The 16,525-nt window shown below is 71.2% G+C and carries 15 protein-coding genes and 1 pseudogene; 12 read left to right on the top strand and 4 right to left on the bottom strand.

Annotated elements, in window-relative coordinates; genetic code table 11:
- Positions 1–172: 172 nt before the first annotated feature.
- Genes AC07EQ_RS17015 through AC07EQ_RS16995 form a run of 5 tightly spaced genes read left to right on the top strand, consistent with a single transcriptional unit; the run spans position 173 to position 4,420 of the window.
- On the top strand, positions 173–784 hold the full coding sequence (locus AC07EQ_RS17015; protein WP_478388870.1) for a DUF4178 domain-containing protein: 612 nt from the start codon (positions 173–175) through the stop codon (positions 782–784).
- A 3-nt stretch (positions 785–787) separates the two neighbouring features.
- Positions 788–1,225 carry a DUF4247 domain-containing protein gene (locus tag AC07EQ_RS17010; RefSeq protein WP_478388869.1) on the top strand — a complete coding sequence of 146 codons (438 nt, stop codon included), beginning with the start codon at positions 788–790 and terminating at the stop codon, positions 1,223–1,225.
- Positions 1,222–2,214: a hypothetical protein gene (locus AC07EQ_RS17005; RefSeq protein ID WP_478388868.1), complete on the top strand. Its 993-nt coding sequence runs from the start codon at positions 1,222–1,224 to the stop codon at positions 2,212–2,214. Before AC07EQ_RS17010 ends, AC07EQ_RS17005 begins: the two co-directional genes overlap by 4 nt.
- 33 nt (positions 2,215–2,247) lie before the next feature.
- Positions 2,248–2,673: a DUF350 domain-containing protein gene (locus AC07EQ_RS17000; RefSeq protein ID WP_478388867.1), complete on the top strand. Its 426-nt coding sequence runs from the start codon at positions 2,248–2,250 to the stop codon at positions 2,671–2,673.
- Positions 2,674–2,680: 7 nt separating this feature from the next.
- Positions 2,681–4,420 carry a polyamine aminopropyltransferase gene (locus AC07EQ_RS16995; protein WP_478388866.1) on the top strand — a complete coding sequence of 580 codons (1,740 nt, stop codon included), beginning with the start codon at positions 2,681–2,683 and terminating at the stop codon, positions 4,418–4,420.
- Positions 4,421–4,626: 206 nt separating this feature from the next.
- Here the strand turns inward: AC07EQ_RS16995 and AC07EQ_RS16990 are convergent, their stop codons facing one another.
- Entirely contained in the window at positions 4,627–4,902 is a 276-nt protein-coding gene (locus tag AC07EQ_RS16990; protein ID WP_478388865.1) for a winged helix-turn-helix transcriptional regulator, read from the bottom strand.
- Here AC07EQ_RS16990 and AC07EQ_RS16985 point away from each other — a divergent pair.
- A pseudogene (locus tag AC07EQ_RS16985) lies at positions 4,877–4,957 on the top strand (hypothetical protein); the annotation flags it as partial. The gene AC07EQ_RS16990 and the pseudogene AC07EQ_RS16985 overlap by 26 nt on opposite strands.
- Positions 4,958–5,035: 78 nt before the next feature.
- Here AC07EQ_RS16985 and AC07EQ_RS16980 read toward each other — a convergent pair.
- On the bottom strand, positions 5,036–6,136 hold the full coding sequence (locus AC07EQ_RS16980; RefSeq protein ID WP_132487085.1) for a LacI family DNA-binding transcriptional regulator: 1,101 nt from the start codon (positions 6,134–6,136) through the stop codon (positions 5,036–5,038).
- Positions 6,137–6,320: 184 nt separating this feature from the next.
- Between AC07EQ_RS16980 and AC07EQ_RS16975 the strand changes: the two genes are divergently transcribed.
- The 5 genes from AC07EQ_RS16975 (at position 6,321) to AC07EQ_RS16955 (ending at position 11,041) form a co-directional block, all read left to right on the top strand.
- Positions 6,321–7,415 (top strand): ABC transporter ATP-binding protein, encoded by a 1,095-nt coding sequence (locus AC07EQ_RS16975; RefSeq protein WP_132487087.1) that lies wholly within the window; start codon positions 6,321–6,323, stop codon positions 7,413–7,415.
- Positions 7,416–7,645: 230 nt separating this feature from the next.
- Positions 7,646–8,596, top strand: a complete 951-nt coding sequence (locus tag AC07EQ_RS16970; protein ID WP_478388864.1) for a metal ABC transporter solute-binding protein, Zn/Mn family — start codon at positions 7,646–7,648, stop codon at positions 8,594–8,596.
- Positions 8,597–8,599: 3 nt separating this feature from the next.
- Entirely contained in the window at positions 8,600–9,451 is an 852-nt protein-coding gene (locus tag AC07EQ_RS16965; RefSeq protein ID WP_478388863.1) for a metal ABC transporter ATP-binding protein, read from the top strand.
- Positions 9,448–10,341, top strand: a complete 894-nt coding sequence (locus AC07EQ_RS16960) for a metal ABC transporter permease (RefSeq protein ID WP_478388862.1) — start codon at positions 9,448–9,450, stop codon at positions 10,339–10,341. The genes AC07EQ_RS16965 and AC07EQ_RS16960 overlap by 4 nt, the downstream gene beginning before the upstream one ends.
- A 190-nt stretch (positions 10,342–10,531) precedes the next feature.
- Positions 10,532–11,041 carry an ion channel gene (locus AC07EQ_RS16955; protein WP_478388861.1) on the top strand — a complete coding sequence of 170 codons (510 nt, stop codon included), beginning with the start codon at positions 10,532–10,534 and terminating at the stop codon, positions 11,039–11,041.
- Between the two features lie 93 nt (positions 11,042–11,134).
- Here AC07EQ_RS16955 and AC07EQ_RS16950 read toward each other — a convergent pair whose 3' ends face one another.
- Entirely contained in the window at positions 11,135–12,169 is a 1,035-nt protein-coding gene (locus tag AC07EQ_RS16950) for an ADP-ribosylglycohydrolase family protein (protein WP_478388860.1), read from the bottom strand.
- A gap of 320 nt (positions 12,170–12,489) precedes the next feature.
- Between AC07EQ_RS16950 and AC07EQ_RS16945 the strand changes: the two genes are divergently transcribed.
- Positions 12,490–15,324 (top strand): AfsR/SARP family transcriptional regulator, encoded by a 2,835-nt coding sequence (locus AC07EQ_RS16945; RefSeq protein WP_478388859.1) that lies wholly within the window; start codon positions 12,490–12,492, stop codon positions 15,322–15,324.
- 389 nt (positions 15,325–15,713) lie between these two features.
- On the opposite strand, the gene AC07EQ_RS16940 is transcribed toward AC07EQ_RS16945, so the two are convergent.
- Complete coding sequence (locus AC07EQ_RS16940) at positions 15,714–16,517, bottom strand: SGNH/GDSL hydrolase family protein (protein ID WP_478388858.1); 804 nt, start codon at positions 16,515–16,517, stop codon at positions 15,714–15,716.
- Positions 16,518–16,525: the final 8 nt, after the last annotated feature.

Genomic DNA, 16,525 nt, shown 5'->3' with positions numbered 1-16,525 from the left:
GTCCGTTCGCTTCGGCCTGATGGGTGAGGTGAACGGGCCGTTCGCTACGTTCGGCGCATCGACCGGTCCGTTCAACGTTCAACTGGTCACGATTTGGGCGATTGATGTCATCCCGTCGAGGGAGGGCTAATACGCTCTGTGCCGGACGCTCGCACGAGGGGAAGGCGGACGGGTGAACGGACTGACCGCAACGCTGATCGTCGTGATCATCGTGCTGATCGTCGTCGCGGTGGCCGCCGTGATCATGGGGGTGCGGGCCAAGCGCTCCGCCGCGAAACCGGAAACCCGGGCGGGCGATCCGTTCCACACCGGTGACCAGGACTCGCTGCGCGGCGACCCGCGGGCGCTGAAGGCCGGCGACATCGTCGAGGTGCGCGGCAGCACCTACACCGTCCGCGGCACCCTCCGGCTCTCCGAAGGCGGCTGGACCTGGGCGGAGCACCTGCTCGACGACGCCAAGGGCGGGCAGGTGTGGCTGGCCGTGGAAGAGGACCCGGACCTGATCCTCTCGCTGTGGACGCCCGTCGCCGACGCCGGCGAGCCCGGCCCGAAGACGATCGACTTCGGCGGCCGCACCTACCACTCCGAGGAAGCCGGCAGCGCCGAGTTCCGCAGCGAGGCCACCACCGGCCTGGCCGAGCAGGGCACCGTGCGCTACCACGACTACGAGGCCTCGGACGGATCGATGCTGGGCTTCGAGTCCTACGGCGGCGCCGACTGGGAAGCCAGCAGCGGCGAAGCGCTCAGCCGCTACGACGTGCTCATCTACCCGACGGCGGGCTGACCGGTGAAACCTCGCTTCTGGTTCGCGATCGCCGGCGCCGCCGCGGTATTGGCCCTGATCATCGGGCTGGTGACGATCTTCTCCACCGGTACCGGGCCGCATGCCTACGTCGCGAAGAACTACACCCGCGCCGCCCACCTCGACCTGTCCGGCGACTCGGACAACCGGGCCTACACCAGCCCGAAGCCGCCGAGCGTCGTCGCCGCCGAGATCACCTCGAAGTGGCGCCCGCAGTCCCAGTCCGCCGACTCGTCGGGCATCTACCTGCGGTACTCCGGCGACGCGGTGATCATCCAGCCGCAGGCACCCGGATCGGTGATCCACCTGATGGACTCCGACCGCGCCTACCGCCGCTACCACAGCCACGTCGGCGGCGTCTGGGGCTGGAGCAGCCCGCACGGCGAGAGCTTCCGCGGCCGAGGGCCGGGAGCGGGCAAATGAGCGGCAAGAAGATCGGGCTCGTCGTGACCGCGGGCGCCGTCATCGCCGTCGGCCTGGCGGTCGCCGGGACGATCGGCGGCGAGTCCGCGCAGAACACCTTCACCTCGGAGGAAACCACCTACTACCTGGACGGCACGAGCTACTCGGGGCCGTCGATCCAGCGGTTCACGCCCGCCGATGCGCAGCAGCTCGCACAGGCGCTCGCGGAGGCGGAGCGGGCGCACGGGGTGTGCTTCGGCTGGAAGCTCGTCGACGGCTCGACGGAGGAGTTCGACCAGGGCTCCAGCCGCGGCCCCGGCGTCCCGGCCGACAGCTGCCCGCGCTGGGCGGAAACCCAGGTGTTCGTGGCGGCCGCCGGCGAAACCGACGACGCCGACTCGGCCGACATCAAGGTCGCGGCGTCCGGCGACCTCGACGCGCAGCTGGAGGCGGACGACTTCGTGAACCTCGGCGTCACCGCCGACTCGCTGGTCGAAGAACCGGTGACCGTGACCGGGCAGGCCGCGCTCGGATTGCCGTTGCTGCTGGTGGAAAAGGGTGTGCTGACGGCGCCGCGGGCGACGGAGGACGCGTCGGGCACGGCGTCGGTGCCGCCGCTGTCGAAGGGCGACGGCTCGGGCTCGGACTGGGTGCCCTGGGCGTGGCTCGGCGGGCTGGGCGCCGTCGTGGTGCTCTGCCTGCTGCTGGGCTTCCGGGCTCGCGCGAAGCAGAAGTCCACGTCGGACGCTCCGCCCGCGTCGCCACCGGCGGGACCGCAGGGCGGGCCGCCACTGCAGGGGCCGCCGCAGAGTGGGCCGCCTGGTCCGCCACCGGGTGGATCGCAAGGGACGCGGCCTGCACCGCCGTTGCAGGGACCGTCGCCGAGCGGACCGCACCCGTCGCGAGGACCCTCGGCGCCGGGGCAGCAGGGGTGGCCTCCGCCGCCCGGGGGTCCGCGGCAGTCCTGGCCACCGCCGCAGGGGCCGCCGCCGGCAGGTCCCCGTCGCTGACCGCACCGAACACGACACCAGAAGGGCCTCACCTTGCTCCAGGAAATGCTCGCCGGCCTGATCGCCGCCGTCGCCTACGGGGTGATCGGCGTGGCGATGATGGCGCTCGGCTACGTGCTCGTCGACCTGGCCACGCCGGGCAAGCTCCGCGATCTGATCTGGGTCCAGCGCAACCCGAACGCGGCGTTGCTGCTGGTCTCCGGCCTGATCGGGGTCGGGATCATCCTGACCACCGCGATCGTGGGCAGCGCCGACGACCTGATCGCCGGGCTGATCGACACCCTTGTCTTCGGCCTCCTCGGGCTCATCCTGATGAGCCTGTCGTTCCTGCTGATCGACGTGGTCACGCCCGGCAAGCTCGGCGACGAGCTCTCCTCCCCGAACATGCACCCGGCGACCTGGGTTTCGGCGTCCGCGCACGTGGTGATCGCGGTGATCATCGCCGCCTCGATCTGGTGATCAGCGCGTGTCGGTGAGTGCCGAGCCTGCCGCCGAGCCCGCCGATCCGGTCAAGCCGCGCGGCCGGGTCGCCCGGACCGCGGTGCTGGTGGCCGTCTTCATCTGCGCCGCCTGCGGTCTGGTCTACGAGCTGGCGCTGGTCGCGCTCGGCAGCTACCTGATCGGCGACACCGTCGGCCAAGCGTCGATCGTGCTGTCGCTGATGGTGTTCGCGATGGGCGTCGGCGCGCTCGCCGCGAAACCCCTGCAGCGCTGGGCGGCTCCGGCGTTCGCGGGCATCGAGCTGCTGCTCGCGCTGCTCGGCGGGATCAGCGTGCTCGGGCTGTACGCCGCGTTCGCGTGGCTGAGCCTGTACATGCCCGCGCTGATCGCCACCGCGCTCGTGCTCGGCGTGCTGATCGGCGCGGAGATCCCGCTGCTGATGGTGCTGCTGCAGCGGATCCGGCGGCAGGACGCGGGTTCCGCGGTCGCCGACCTGTTCGCGGCCGACTACGTCGGCGGTCTCGTCGGCGGGCTGGCGTTCCCGTTCCTGCTGCTGCCGCTGTTCGGGCAGGTGCAGGGCGCGTTGCTGGTCGGCATGGTCAACGCCGCCGCCGGCATCGGGCTGGTGCTGACCGTGTTCCGCCGGGAGCTCTCCAAGCGCGCGACGTTGCTGCTTACCGGGGCGACCGTGCTGGTCGGCGGCGTGCTCGTCGGGGCTTACGCGTTCGCCGACGACTTCGAGGTCACCGCGCGCCAGGCGCTGTACGCGGACCCGGTGGTGCATTCGGAGCGCACGCCGTACCAGGACGTCGTGCTGACCGAGTCGGTTTCGCTGAACGGGAACAGCGACACCCGGCTGTACCTCAACGGAGACCTGCAGTTCAGCTCGATGGACGAGTACCGGTACCACGAGGCGCTGGTGCACCCGGCGATGGCCGGGCCGCGGGAGCGGGTGCTCGTGCTGGGCGGCGGCGACGGCCTGGCGCTGCGCGAGGTGCTGCGGTACCCGGATGTCCGCGAGGCCACGCTGGTGGACCTGGACCCGGCGGTGCTGGAACTGGCGCGCACCGACCCTCGAGTGTCCACTTTGAACAAGGACGCCTTCGCGGATCCGCGGGTGCGGGCGATCGCGGCGGACGCCTTCAGCTGGCTGCGGGACAACCGCGAACGCTACGACGTGGTGCTCGTGGACATGCCCGACGCGGACTCCACGGCGACGGCGAAGCTGTACTCGACGGAGTTCTACGGCCTGGTCCGGCACGCGATGTCGGACGACGCGCGAGTGGTGGTGCAGGCGGGTTCGCCGTTCTTCGCGCCGAAGGCGTTCTGGTGCATCGAGTCGACGATGAGGTCGGCGGGCCTGAACACGGTCCCGTACCAGATCGCGATGCCCAGCTTCGGCGAATGGGGCTTCCACCTGGCCAACGCAACCCCCACCCAACCACCCCCAACCACCCCGGACTCCGCCCCGGGGTCCGCAATTTCAATGGAAATTGGACCTTCGATTTCAATGGAAATTGCGGACCGTCACACGACGGACGGACCCTCGATGGTCTCGTCCGGCCGGACACCGCTCGCCTCGCCCGGCGCTCCGCCCCTGCAGCTCCCGGCCGATGCCCCGCCGCTGAGGTCCCTGGATGCGGCGACGTTGCAAGCGGCGGCGACGTTTTCGCCGGACCGCACCCGGATCCCGGGCCTGGAGCCGTCGACCCTGATGCACCCGACGATCCTCCAGTACGCCCAGGGCGAGTGGGCGAACTACTGACCGGCCAGGTCAAGAAGAATTCCCAATTTTAGGCAAAAATGGAAGGCCCCTACCCGGCCTACTGCTCGGGCGGTGCTGGGAGGTTCCCAATTTTAGGCAAAATTGGGAACGTCTCTTGCCTGGCCTGACGGCCGGTGGTGCCGGAATTTTCCGATTTCAGGCGAAATCGGGAAGGTTTCGATCGCGGGCCGAGCTGGTGGTCTGCGTCAGGCGTGGTCGAAGTGGTGTTGGGCTGCCACCACGTCGTCGTCTCGGGCCGCGATTCGGTGGATCAGGTGTTGGAGCGGATCTGTCAGGTCCCGGCCGAGGGGCGTCAGCTCGTAGCTGACCTTGGGCGGGCTCGACGGCGCCACCGTGCGTTCGATCAGCCCGTCGCGCACGAGGACGCGGAGCGTCTGCGACAGCATCTTCTCGCTCGTGCCCACCGATGCCAACGCCGGTGCGCAGCAGCAGGCGATGATCGACGAGACCGGGGCGCGCACGCCGCTGGGCCGGGTCGCCGGGACCGAGGACGTGGCCGCCGCGATCGTCGCCTACGCCAGCGACCTCACCAGGCACGTCACCGGCGGCTACACCGCCGTCGACGGCGGACTGTCCGGGACGTGGTCAGCGCGATCACGGGCCGAACCAGCGCTCCTCCGCCGAGCGGGGCGGGGCCGAGGTGGCGCCGGTGATCAGCTGGGTTTCCAGCTGGATGTGGCGGGGGCGGCCCGGCTCGCTGGCCTCCAGCAGCAGGCGCCCGGCCGCACGGCCCTTCTCCAGCCACGGCTGGCGCACCGTCGTCAGGCCCGCCCGCTCCGCGTCCGGGATGCCGTCGAAGCCCGTGATGGTCAGGTCCTCCGGCACCCGCAGGCCGCGGTTGCGGGCCTCGCTCAGCGCGCCGAGCGCGAGGATGTCCGAGGTGCACACGATGGCGGTGATCTCGGGGTCGATCTCCAGCAGCTGCGCCGCCGCCGACGCCCCGGAGGCCGTGGTGTGGTCGAAGCGCTCCACCACCGGCACCTTCGTCCAGTCCACGCCCGCTTCGCTGAACACCTCGGCCAGCGCGGTCAGCCTGGCCTTCTGCACGTGGAAGCTGGCGTTGGCCTGCCGCTGCACCGACGCGGGTCCGTCGTTGCGACCCCGGGCCAGGCGCATGCACAGCACGCCGATGCGGCGGTGTCCTAGCCCGATCAGGTGGTCGGCGACGCTCTTGATGGCCTTCCCGTCGTCCGGGCCGACCCAGTCCAGGTTGTCCAGGCGCGGCTGGTCGCAGACCACCACCGGGACGGGTCGTTCGAGCACGGCGGCCAGGTGCGGGTCGTCCTCGGGGACGGAGTACACGACGAAGCCGTCGACGCCGGCGCGGTGCACCGAGGCGACGTCCTCGCGCTCTGGGCTCGCCGGGATCAGCAGCAGGCCCTGGCCGGCGTCTTCGCAGGCCAGCGCGAGTCCTTCGAGGAAGCCGACGGCGCCCGGGTCGCGGAACGCGTAGGAGAGGTTCTCGGTGAGCAGCAGGCCGACGGCGCCCGCCTTCCTGGTCCGCAACGACCTCGCGACCGGATCCGGCCCCGGGTAGCCGAGCCGGCGAGCGGTCTCCAGGACTCGCTTGCGCAGCTCCGGGGAGAGCTGGTCCGGACGGTTGTACGCGTTGGAAACCGTCGTCCGGGAGACCCCGAGTTCTGCAGCGAGCGATGCGAGCGTCGCAGGCCGCCGGGCATTCGTTGACCGCGCCATGGAGGAACCGTAACGGTTCAGTACCCCTCGGTGAAGTGAGCATGATGCATATCCCACTCACGTTCGAATCATGAACACGGAGCGACGCAGGGTGATCACTCTCCGAGTTGGTTCATTCGAGGGGCTGACCCCGAGCCATTTTGCGGTTACGTTTTCATGACCGATTCCGTGAAAGGTGTCACAGATGGCTGAGGTTGCTTACGTCAACGCCTCGCGCGTTTACCAGGGGAGTCCACCGGTCCGGGCGGTGGACAAGCTCGCCTTGGACATCGCCGACGGCGAGTTCCTGGTGCTGGTGGGGCCGTCGGGGTCCGGCAAGTCGACGGCGTTGCGGATGCTGGCCGGGCTGGAGGACGTCGACGAGGGCGGCATCACCATCGGTGGCAACGATGTCACCAACACCCCGCCGAAGTCGCGGGACATCGCGATGGTGTTCCAGTCCTACGCGCTGTACCCGCACATGACGGTCGCGGAGAACATGGGCTTCGCGCTGAAGCTGCGCAAGACGCCCAAGGGCGTCATCAAGGAGAAGGTCACCGAGGCCGCGCGGATGCTGGACCTCGAGAAGTACCTGGACCGCAAGCCCAAGGCGCTCTCCGGCGGTCAGCGGCAGCGGGTCGCGATGGGTCGCGCGATCGTCCGCGAGCCCAGCGTGTTCCTGATGGACGAGCCGCTGTCCAACCTCGACGCCAAGCTGCGGGTGGAGACCCGCGCGAACATCGCGGCGCTGCAGAAGCGGCTGGGCACCACCACGATCTACGTCACCCACGACCAGGTCGAGGCGATGACGATGGGGCACCGCGTCGCGGTGCTCAAGGACGGGCTGCTGCAGCAGTGCGCCAGCCCGCGCGAGCTGTACGAGAACCCGGCCAACGCCTTCGTCGCCGGCTTCATCGGATCGCCCGCGATGAACCTCAAGACGGTGCCGCTGACCAGCGACGGCGCGGTGCTCGACGGCGCCACGATCCCGCTGCCGCGCGAGGCCGTGGCCGCCGCGGGCGACCTCAAGGAGATCACCTTCGGCGTGCGCCCCGAAGCGCTGTCGCTGACCTCCAGCGAGGACGACGGCATGGCCATGACCGTCGAGCTGGTCGAGGAACTCGGCGCCGACGCGCTCATCCACGGCGCCATCGATGTCAACGGCTCGCAGGAACGCTTCGTCGTCCGCGCCGACGGCCGCACCCCGCCCGCGCTCGGTCAGCAGGTCAAGGTCGCCCTGCGCGACCACAGTGAGATCCACCTCTTCCACCCCGAGACCGGAGATCGCCTGGTCGCCTGATCGCGAACCGATCGTGGCTGCTCAGGCGGCCACCGCCGGTCGCGGCCCCTCATGCCGACGCCCCCGCTGGTCCTGGCGGGGGCGTCGTTGCGTGCACAACAGGAATAACCCGGTCGGTGGAGTGTTGTGCGGAGACGTGCTTAGACTGTAATTGACAACGGTTTCCGTTACCGTTCGCAGTTAGCCGTCAGTCTGCTGCGCAAGGGGCTTATCACCGAGGAGTGCAACCGATGACCGTCCGCAGCCGCTCCGCTGCCACCGCCTTAGCCGGCCTCGCCGCCACCGCCATCGCCCTGACCGCCTGCGGCACCGGCGAGCAGGCGGCCGGCGGCGGCGACAAGATCAAGGTCGTCGCCTCCACCAGCGCGTGGGCCAGCGTCGTGCAGGCGATCGGCGGTGACGACATCGAGGTCGAGGCGATCATCAGCGACCCCAACGCCGACCCGCACTCCTACGAGAGCACCCCGCAGGACGCCGCGAAGGTCACCGACGCGGACCTGGTCGTGTTCAACGGCGGCGGATACGACGAGTTCATGGAGAAGATCCTCGGCAGCAGCGGCCAGGGCAAGCCCGCCATCGAGGCCGTCAAGGACGAGCCCGCGGGAGAGCACGGCGGCCACGAGGAGCACGGGCACGAGGGCCACGACCACTCGGCGAACGAGCACGTCTGGTACGACCTGCACGTCGTGCAGCAGGTGGCCGCCCAGGTCAACGCCGAGCTGAGCAAGCTGCAGCCGGCCAAGGCCGAGCAGTTCGGCAAGGCCGCGGGCCACTTCTCCGAGGACATCGGCAAGCTGCAGGGGCGGGTCGGCGAGCTGGGCGACCAGAACCGGGGCAAGCCGGTGATCGTCACCGAGCCGGTCGCGCACTACCTGGTGGAAGCGGCGAGCCTGCAGGACATCACGCCGCCGGAGTTCGTCAAGGCCGTCGACGCCGAGAGCGACCCGTCGGCGGCCGCGGTCGCCGCGATCCAGAACGCCGTGAACTCCAAGCAGGCCGCGGCGGTCATCTACAACCCGCAGACCGAATCGCCGGTCACCCGCAACGTGCGCAGCGCCGCCGAGCAGAATCAGATCCCGGTCGTGGAGATGACCGAGACCCTGCCGCAGGGCAAGACCTACGTGCAGTGGATGGACGCCCAGATCACGGCCCTGCAGGCCGCCCTGACCCAGAATCGCTGAGATATGACCGCCAAACCCGAGACCGAGACCGTCCTCGCGCCCACCGCCACGGCCCCCGCCGTGCGGCTGCGCGGCGCGGAGCTCTCCTACGGCCCCCGAGTCCTGTGGTCCGGCCTGGACCTGGACGTCGCGCCGGGGGAGTTCCTGGCCGTGCTCGGGCCCAACGGCTCCGGCAAGACGAGCCTCCTGCGCGTGCTGCTGGGCTTGCAGCAGCTTTCCGCGGGCAGCGTCGAGATCGCCGGCGGGCCGGCCCGCCGGGGCAGCAACCGGATCGGTTACATCCCGCAGCAGCGGGCGCTGGACGCGACCGTGATGGTGCGCGGTAGCGACCTGGTCGGTCTCGGGTTGGACGGTCACCACTGGGGCACGGGCATGCGCGGCCGCCGCGAGCGCAAGCAGCGGGTCGCCGCGGCGCTGCGCGCGGTCGAGGCGACCGAGTACGCCCGGATGCCGCTGGGTCTGCTCTCCGGTGGCGAGCAGCAGCGGCTCCGGGTGGCGCAGGCGCTGGTCAGCGATCCGGCGGTGCTGCTGTGCGACGAGCCGCTGCTGTCGCTGGACATCGCGCACCAGCGCAAGGTCAGCCGGCTGATCGCGAACCAGGCGCGGGAGGCCGGGGCCGCGGTCCTGTTCGTCACCCACGAGATCAACCCGGTGCTGCCGCTGGTCGACCGGGTCCTCTACCTGGTCGACGGCCGGTTCCGGATCGGCCCGCCGGACGAGGTGATGACCTCCGCGACGCTGTCCGAGCTGTACCGCACCGACGTCGAGGTCGCCCGCGTCGGCGGGCGGCTGGTGGTCGCCGGCACCGACGAGCACGAGCACGACCACCACGTGCAAGAGGCGGAAGAAGCGTGAACGCGATCATCGACGGGCTGGGCAAGATCCTGGACTTCTCGACCACGATCGACCTGCTCGGCTACCCGTTCGTCCAGCAGGCACTGCTGGCCGCGGCGGCGCTGGGGCTGGTCTCCGGCTGCCTGGCGCCGCTGGTCGTCGCGCGGAAGATGTCCTTCGCCGTGCACGGCACGGCCGAGCTCGCGTTCACCGGTGCCGCCGCGGCGCTGCTGATCGGCGTGGGCGTCGGCGTCGGGGCGCTGGCCGGCGCCGTGGTCGCCGCGCTGCTGCTCGGGCTGCTGGGGCAGCGCGGGACCGAACGCGATTCGGTGATCGGCGCGATCCTGTCCTTCGGGCTCGGCGTCGGCGTGCTGCTGCTGTGGCTCAACCCGGAGCGGACCTCGAACAAGTTCAGCCTGCTGGTGGGGCAGATCGTCGGCGTGGATTCCGCGGACGTGCTGCTGCTGTCCGGATGTGCGGCGGCGGTCCTGGTCGTGCTGGCCTTCGTGTACCGGCCGCTGCTGTTCGCGAGCGTCGACCCGGACGTCGCGGCGGCCCGCGGTGTTCCGGCGCGGCTGCTGACGCCGCTGTTCGCGGTGCTGGTCGGTGTGGCGACCGCGCTCGGCGTCTACACCGTCGGCGCGTTGCTGGTGCTGGCGCTGATGGTGACGCCGGGAGCCGCGGCGGCGCGGGTGACCGCGAGCCCGGTCAAGGCGACGGTGCTGGCCGTGGTGTTCGCCGAGGTGGCGGTGCTGGGGGGCATCCTGCTGTCGCTGGCGCCGGGCGCGCCGGTGAGCGCCTTCGTCACGATCATCTCGTTCGTGATCTACCTGGTGTGCCGCGTGGTCGGCAACCGCCGACTCCGCCGCCTGTCCCGGACCCCGGCTTCGGCCATCCCAGCCTCGGCCTGACGACAGTTTCAATTGAAACTGCCACCATCCGCGGGGGGCGAGGGGGGACCGCAGTTTCAATTGAAACTTGCGCGGACCGCGGACCGCGGACCGCGGACCGCGGACCACGGACCACGGACCACGGGGCGCGGGGCGCGGGGGCGCGGAGCCCGAATGGCGGTGGGTCCGGGGTTGGCCGAAGCTGGCGGTCGTGCCTGGGAGCGGCCGGATTCGGGTCCTGATCAACCTGGCGACTTCGCTGGGCGCGGTGGTGGCGTGCACCGTCGTCTACTACCTCCTGCCGCTCGACCGGTTCGGGCTCGTCGGCACCGTGAACTCGGTCGTGCTGTTCGCGATCGGCCTGGTCGCGGTCTCCTCGCTGATCCTGTTCCAGGTGCGCCGGTTCCGGATCGGCGGCGCGCGCCACGGCAGCTCCATCGCCGGGGTGGCCGCGGCGTTGTACCTGGCTGTGCTGTTCTTCGCCGCTGTCTACTTCGGACTGGCCCGCGAAGATCCGGGCTCGATCGAGTCGCTGCGCACCAAGACCGACGCGCTCTACTTCTCGCTGACGATCACCAGCACCGTCGGCTTCGGCGACGTGCACGCGGTGTCCCAGCTCGCCCGCGCGGTCGCCTTGGTGCACATGGCCTTCAACATCGGGTTCCTCGCCGCGGCCGTCGCCGTCGTCCGGGCCAAGGCCTCTCGGCCCGAAGATGCCTGAGAGCTCGGTTTCCGCTGTTCAGGTGCCGTGCGTGTGTTGTGTCGCTATGGCAGCACAAAGTACGCACGGGTGTTCACCAGCGGAAACCGTGCTTCAGGCGAGGCCGAGGTAGCGGCGTTCGTTGAACTGCTCGCCGACGCAGGAGGCCCCGAGGTCCTGGCCGATGCGCTCGATCACGTCCGCCAGTTCCAGCCGCGCCAGCCACGAGCGGGGCAGCACCGCCGTGCCGTGCCGGGCGCCGAGGATGCTGCCGGTCACGGCGGCGGTGGTGTCGCTGTTCCCGGAGTGGTTCACCGCCAGCCGCAGGGCGTCGGCGAACTGGTCGGGCTTGGGCATCGCAAGCGCGCAGTAGACGCCGATGGCCAGCGCCTCCGGGCCGATCCAGCCCTGGCCGAGCCGCTCGATGCTCCCGACGCTCGCGCCCAGCCGCGCCAGCGTCGAAGCCTCCGCGAGGGCGGTCGCGGCCTCGCCGTCCTCGCGCAGCACGCGGCCCGCCGCCTGGTCCACCGCGGCGGGCAGCTTCCGCTCCTGCACGGCCACCAGGTGCACGATGAGCGACAGCGCCCCGGCCGAGGCCCAGCCGCCGACGCCGCCGTGGGTGAGCGCCGCGCATTGGCAGGCCAGCTGGTAGGCCATCTCGGCGGTGGGCGCGAAGCCGAGCGGCGCGCTGCGATCCACGCCGCCGCAGCCCTTGGAGGTGTTCCGCGGCCGGTCCGGCGTGCCGAGCTCGGGTTCCTGCAGCGCGCGCAGGCTGGTCAGGCCGGGCGCCCGGTTGGCGTACAGCTCGGGCTCGGCGAGCAGGCCGGTCGCGCCGGGCTGCGGCTTGTCTTCCTGCTGGGTGATCAACCACCGTCGGTAAGCGGCGGCGGTGGACTCGACCGGCCGCCAATTGCCACCGTTGTTACCGGTGGTCCAGGCATGCAGGTAACCCTCGCCGGTGAACAGCGCCAGCTGCGTGGCGTCGCCGAGCAAGGCCTGCGGCGGCGGTTCGGCCACGCCTGCCTGGCCGAACTGGGCGCGGATGTCGTCCAGCTGCGCGTACTCGACCGGGCTGCCGAGCGCATCGCCGAGCGCCCCGCCGAGCAGGCAGGCCACCGCGCGATCGACCACTGTGGACGGGGTCGGCACGGGTGCGGCTCTCCTTCCACAGTGTCCTCGTACGAGTGATCGCCGTGTCCAGACTTTACTTGGCGTACCCGGTCGCCGGGAGATGTTCACCGCAACAGCGGGCGTGGGCCGGACGCCGAGGGAGGAAACGGACATGGCTCCATTGGAGTGAATCGTCGGCCGGTGATCGACATGCGTTCGGGCGCGCCTCGTTACGGTGTGTCGGGTTTTGGGCGGCGGACCGGCCGCCGCGTGGGCTTTCCGGGGGTGTGGACTCGCCGTGCGCGGTACCCGAGACTGTCTGAAGGCTCAACAAACATGAGTGAGAGTCGGAATTGGAGATGATGGCGGGGCACGGCAGCTCGACCGAGGCACCGGGCGCGGGGTTCGAGTTCCGCCTGCTCGGCCCTCTTGAGGTGCGCGTCGGCGGCAGTCCGCAACCGCTCGGCAGCGCCCCGGTCCGCGCGCTGCTGGCCTGCCTGCTGCTGGAACCGAACCAGGTCGTCTCGATGGACCGGCTGATCGACACGCTGTGGGAGCACGAGCCGCCGGCCAGCGCCCGGACCATCATCCACGGCTACGTCTCCCGGCTGCGCAAGCTCTTCGGCGCCGGCTCGGCTTCGGCCGAGATCGTCACCCGCCCGCCCGGCTACCTGCTGCGGGTCGACAGCGACCGGATCGACGCGCACCGCGCGCGGGCGCTGATCAACCGCGCGCACGGCATGGAACCGGCGGCGCGGTCGCGGATGCTGGCCGAGGCGCTGACGCTGTGGCGCGGCCCGGTGCTCTCGGACCTCGCCAGCAGCCGGCTGTACCGGATGGTGGCGCCGAACCTGGACGAGCTGCGGTTGCTGGCGCTGGAGGAGCGGGTCGCCGCCGACCTGGATCTCGGCAGGCACCACCAGCTGGTGCTGGAACTGTCCACCCTGGTCGACCGGAATCCGCTGCGGGAACGGCTCACCAGCCAGCTGATGCTGGCCCACTACCGAGCGGGGCACCGCGCCGAGGCGCAGGCCCGCTACCACGCCCTGCGCCACCGGCTGTCCCACGAGCTCGGCCTCGATCCCGGCCCCGAGCTGCGCGAGCTCTACGAGAAGCTGCTCCGCGACGACCCGGCGCTGCGCAGCCCGCAGCGCCGCCCGGAACCGGGGCCCGAGCTCAAGCGCCCGATCCCGGCGGAGCTGCCGCCGGCCCCGGCCGGATTCGTCGGCCGCCAGGGCGAACTCGCCGCGCTCGACGAGATGCTGGCGGAACGCGAACGCGGCTCCAGCCTGCTCGCCGTGGTCACCGGCACCGCGGGCGTCGGCAAGAGCGCCCTCGCGCTGACCTGGGCGCACCGCGTCGAGCACGAGTTCCCCGACGGGCAGCTGTACGCATCGCTGCGCGGTTACGACTCGGAGCGCGAGCCGCTGACGCCCGGCGAGGTGCTGACCAGCATGCTCAAAGCGCTCGGCGTCGCGGCGAATGCGATCCCCGTCGAGCTGGACGACCGCACCGCGCTGTACCGGTCGCTGCTGGCCAAGCGCCGGGTGCTGGTGCTGCTGGACAACGCGCGGGACTCCGAGCAGGTGCGGCCGCTGCTGCCGGGCAGCGCCGAGTCGCTGGTGCTGGTCACCAGCAGACGTCGGCTGGACGGGCTGGTAGTGCGCAGCGGGGCGCGGGTGCTGCCGCTGGAAACGCTGCCGACCGAGACCGCGATCGAGCTGCTCGACCGGGCGGGCGTGCCCGGCAAGTCGGCCTCCGAGCCGGCGGCCGCGGCCGCGCTGGCGGAGCTGTGCGGCGGGCTGCCGCTGGCGCTGCGGATCGCCGCCGCGCGGCTCGCGGCGAACCCGGCGCGCGGCGTGTCCGACCTGGTGCACGAGCTGACCGACGAGCGCAACCGGCTGCACGCGCTGGACATCGACGACGTCGACACCAGCGTCCGCCGCGCGTTCGACATCTCCTACCGCAGCCTGCACCCGGTGCACGCCGACACGTTCCGGCTGTTAGGGCTGGTGCCCGGCCACACCTTCACCTCGCACGCCGTCGCCGCGCTGTGCGGCACCGACCCGCCCAACGCGCAGCGCAGGCTGCGGGCGCTGGCGCTCGCGCACCTGGTCACCGAGACCGAGCCGGACCGGTTCGGCATGCACGATCTGCTGCGCGTGTACGCCCGCGACCTGCTGGCCGAGCCGACCCCGATCGACACCGAGGCCCTGCGCAGGCTGCTGAACCACTACCTCGTCACGGCCGACCACGCGCGCCGCTTCCTCCGCCCGGCCAGGGACGACCTGGACTTCTCCAGCGGGCCCGAGGTGCCCCGGCCGGAGATCGCCGACCGGTCGCAGGCGCTGGAGTGGTTCGACGCGGAGTGGACGAACCTGGTCGCCGCCGTCCGGGCCGCGAACGCCGAGGGCATGCACGAGCTGGCCTGGCCGCTGGCCCGCCTGCAGTTCAACTACCTGATGGTGCGCTGCCCGTGGGAGGACTGGATCCGGATCTACCGCGACGGGCTCGACTCGGCCCGGGCGGTGGACGACCCGGCGGGCAAGGTGCTGATGCCGGCCGGGCTCGGGGTCGCGTACTCGCGGTCGGGCCGGCTGGACGCCGCGCTGGCGCACTACGACGAGTCGTACCAGGCCGCGGTGCGGACCGGTGATTCCGCGCGATTGGCGATGACCCAGGTCAACATGGGCAGCGTGCTGTTCCGCCTGAAGCGCTACGAAGAGGCGAAAGTGCACTGCCAGGACGCGTTGAGGGTCTACCGTTCGCTGGGCGACCGGTACTTCGTGGCGGGGGCGCTGAACAACCTCGCCATGGTCGAGCAGGTCAACGGCGAGCTGGAGGAGGCGCTGGCGCACCTGCGCGAGGCCGAGGCGCTGTACCGGGACGCCGACGACCTGGAGACGCTGGCGATGGTGCTGAACAACTGCGGCGAGGTGAGCATCGAGCTGGGCCGGATCGCCGACGGCGAGCGGTTCCACCACGAGGCGCTGGACATGGCGCTGAAGTGCGGCTCCGCGATGCGGCAGGCGTCCGCGTACCTGGGCCTCGGCGACGCCGCCCGGTCCCGCGGCGACCTGGCGGTGGCCCGGACCCGCTGGGACACCGCGCTGGCGATCTTCGAATCGGAGGGTTCGCCGCGCTCGGCCGAGGTCCGCGCGCGGCTGGAAGACCTCTCCGCTGCGCCCTGCTGAGGGGCGTTTAGCCGACGTTTAGCGGCCGTGTAGCGCCCGCTGGGAACTTTCATCGTGTGCGGATCAAGCCGTGCATGGTTCGCACACGGGCGGCTCTGGGGGGAGTCCAGGGGGGATTGTCGCCCGGTCGTCCCGGTCGGCACGCGTGGCCGGCCGGGGCGGCCGCAAGGGGGGCTTGGCATTCGGGACGGGTTCATCCCGAATGGACGTGGGGGTGAGTGCGGGCTTTCGGCGCCAGGAGTGGGTGATCCTGCCGGGGGTCCGCACTTCGTCTTTTCAAGGGGTACCTGGGGGTGTTCCGCCTGGTCGGGGCCGTGAGTACTTTGTGTCGCCATAGCAGCACAAAGTACTCACGGTAGGTGTGACCAGGGGAAACGTCGTTCCGGAGCTCAGGCCGAGGGGTGCCCGGCGGTGAGCTTCTCCAGCTGGGGGCGCTTCGCGGTGCGGCCGTCGCCGCTGGACACGCCCCGCAGGCGGCGGCTGATCCACGGCGCCAGGTACTCGCGGGCCCAGCGGATGTCCTGGGCGCGCTGCTCCCGCCAGGGCATTTCGGGGACCGCGGGCCAGGGCTCGCGCCAGTCGGCGGCGACCGGGACGCCCAGCGCTTCGCACGCGCGCAGGGCGACCCGCCGGTGGCCCGCCGCGGACAGGTGCAGCCGGTCCTCGCTCCAGGCCCGGTTGTCCCGCAGCACCCGCATCGACCACAGGTCCATCACGTGGCAGCCGTGCTTGTCGGCGATCGCCCGCAGGTGCGAGTTGTAGGTCCCGACCTTGCCGCGCACGTGCCGCAGCACCGGGGTGCCTCGGGTGTCGAAGCCGGTGCCGATCAGCACGTCGGCGCCGGTGGCCCGCAGCTCGCCGACCGCGGAGTCGAAGAGCTCCGCGACCGCGTCCGGGTTGCTGCCGGGGCGGATGATGTCGTTGCCGCCGGCGGTCAGGGCGACCAGCCCGGGCCGCAGCGCCACCGCCTGGGGCACCTGCTCGTCGACGATCTGGCGGATCAGCTTGCCGCGCACCGCGAGGTTGGCGTACTGCAGCTCGGGGTCGTGGGCGGTCAGGTGCTCGGCCAGCCGGTCCGCCCAGCCGCGGAAGCTCCCGTTCGGATCCGCGTCGGCGAGCCCCTCGGTGAAGCTGTCCCCCAGCGCGACGAAGCTGCCCCAGCGCGCCGAGCCGGCGTTGCGCTGCGATTCCATTGACTCTT

Source organism: Saccharopolyspora sp. NPDC045839, assembly GCF_056431645.1.
Note: the sequence above shows the minus strand (reverse complement) of the source record. Positions and strands in the feature narration are given on the sequence as shown.

Excerpts from the sequence above, each read along its gene's own strand:
- AC07EQ_RS17005 (WP_478388868.1), top strand. The coding sequence starts at position 1,222 with ATGAGCGGCAAGAAGATCGGGCTCGTCGTGACCGCGGGCGCCGTCATC.
- AC07EQ_RS16980 (WP_132487085.1), bottom strand. The coding sequence starts at position 6,136 with ATGGCGCGGTCAACGAATGCCCGGCGGCCTGCGACGCTCGCATCGCTC.
- AC07EQ_RS16975 (WP_132487087.1), top strand. The coding sequence starts at position 6,321 with ATGGCTGAGGTTGCTTACGTCAACGCCTCGCGCGTTTACCAGGGGAGT.
- AC07EQ_RS16970 (WP_478388864.1), top strand. The coding sequence starts at position 7,646 with ATGACCGTCCGCAGCCGCTCCGCTGCCACCGCCTTAGCCGGCCTCGCC.
- AC07EQ_RS16965 (WP_478388863.1), top strand. The coding sequence starts at position 8,600 with ATGACCGCCAAACCCGAGACCGAGACCGTCCTCGCGCCCACCGCCACG.
- AC07EQ_RS16945 (WP_478388859.1), top strand. The coding sequence starts at position 12,490 with ATGATGGCGGGGCACGGCAGCTCGACCGAGGCACCGGGCGCGGGGTTC.
- AC07EQ_RS16940 (WP_478388858.1), bottom strand. The coding sequence starts at position 16,517 with ATGGAATCGCAGCGCAACGCCGGCTCGGCGCGCTGGGGCAGCTTCGTC.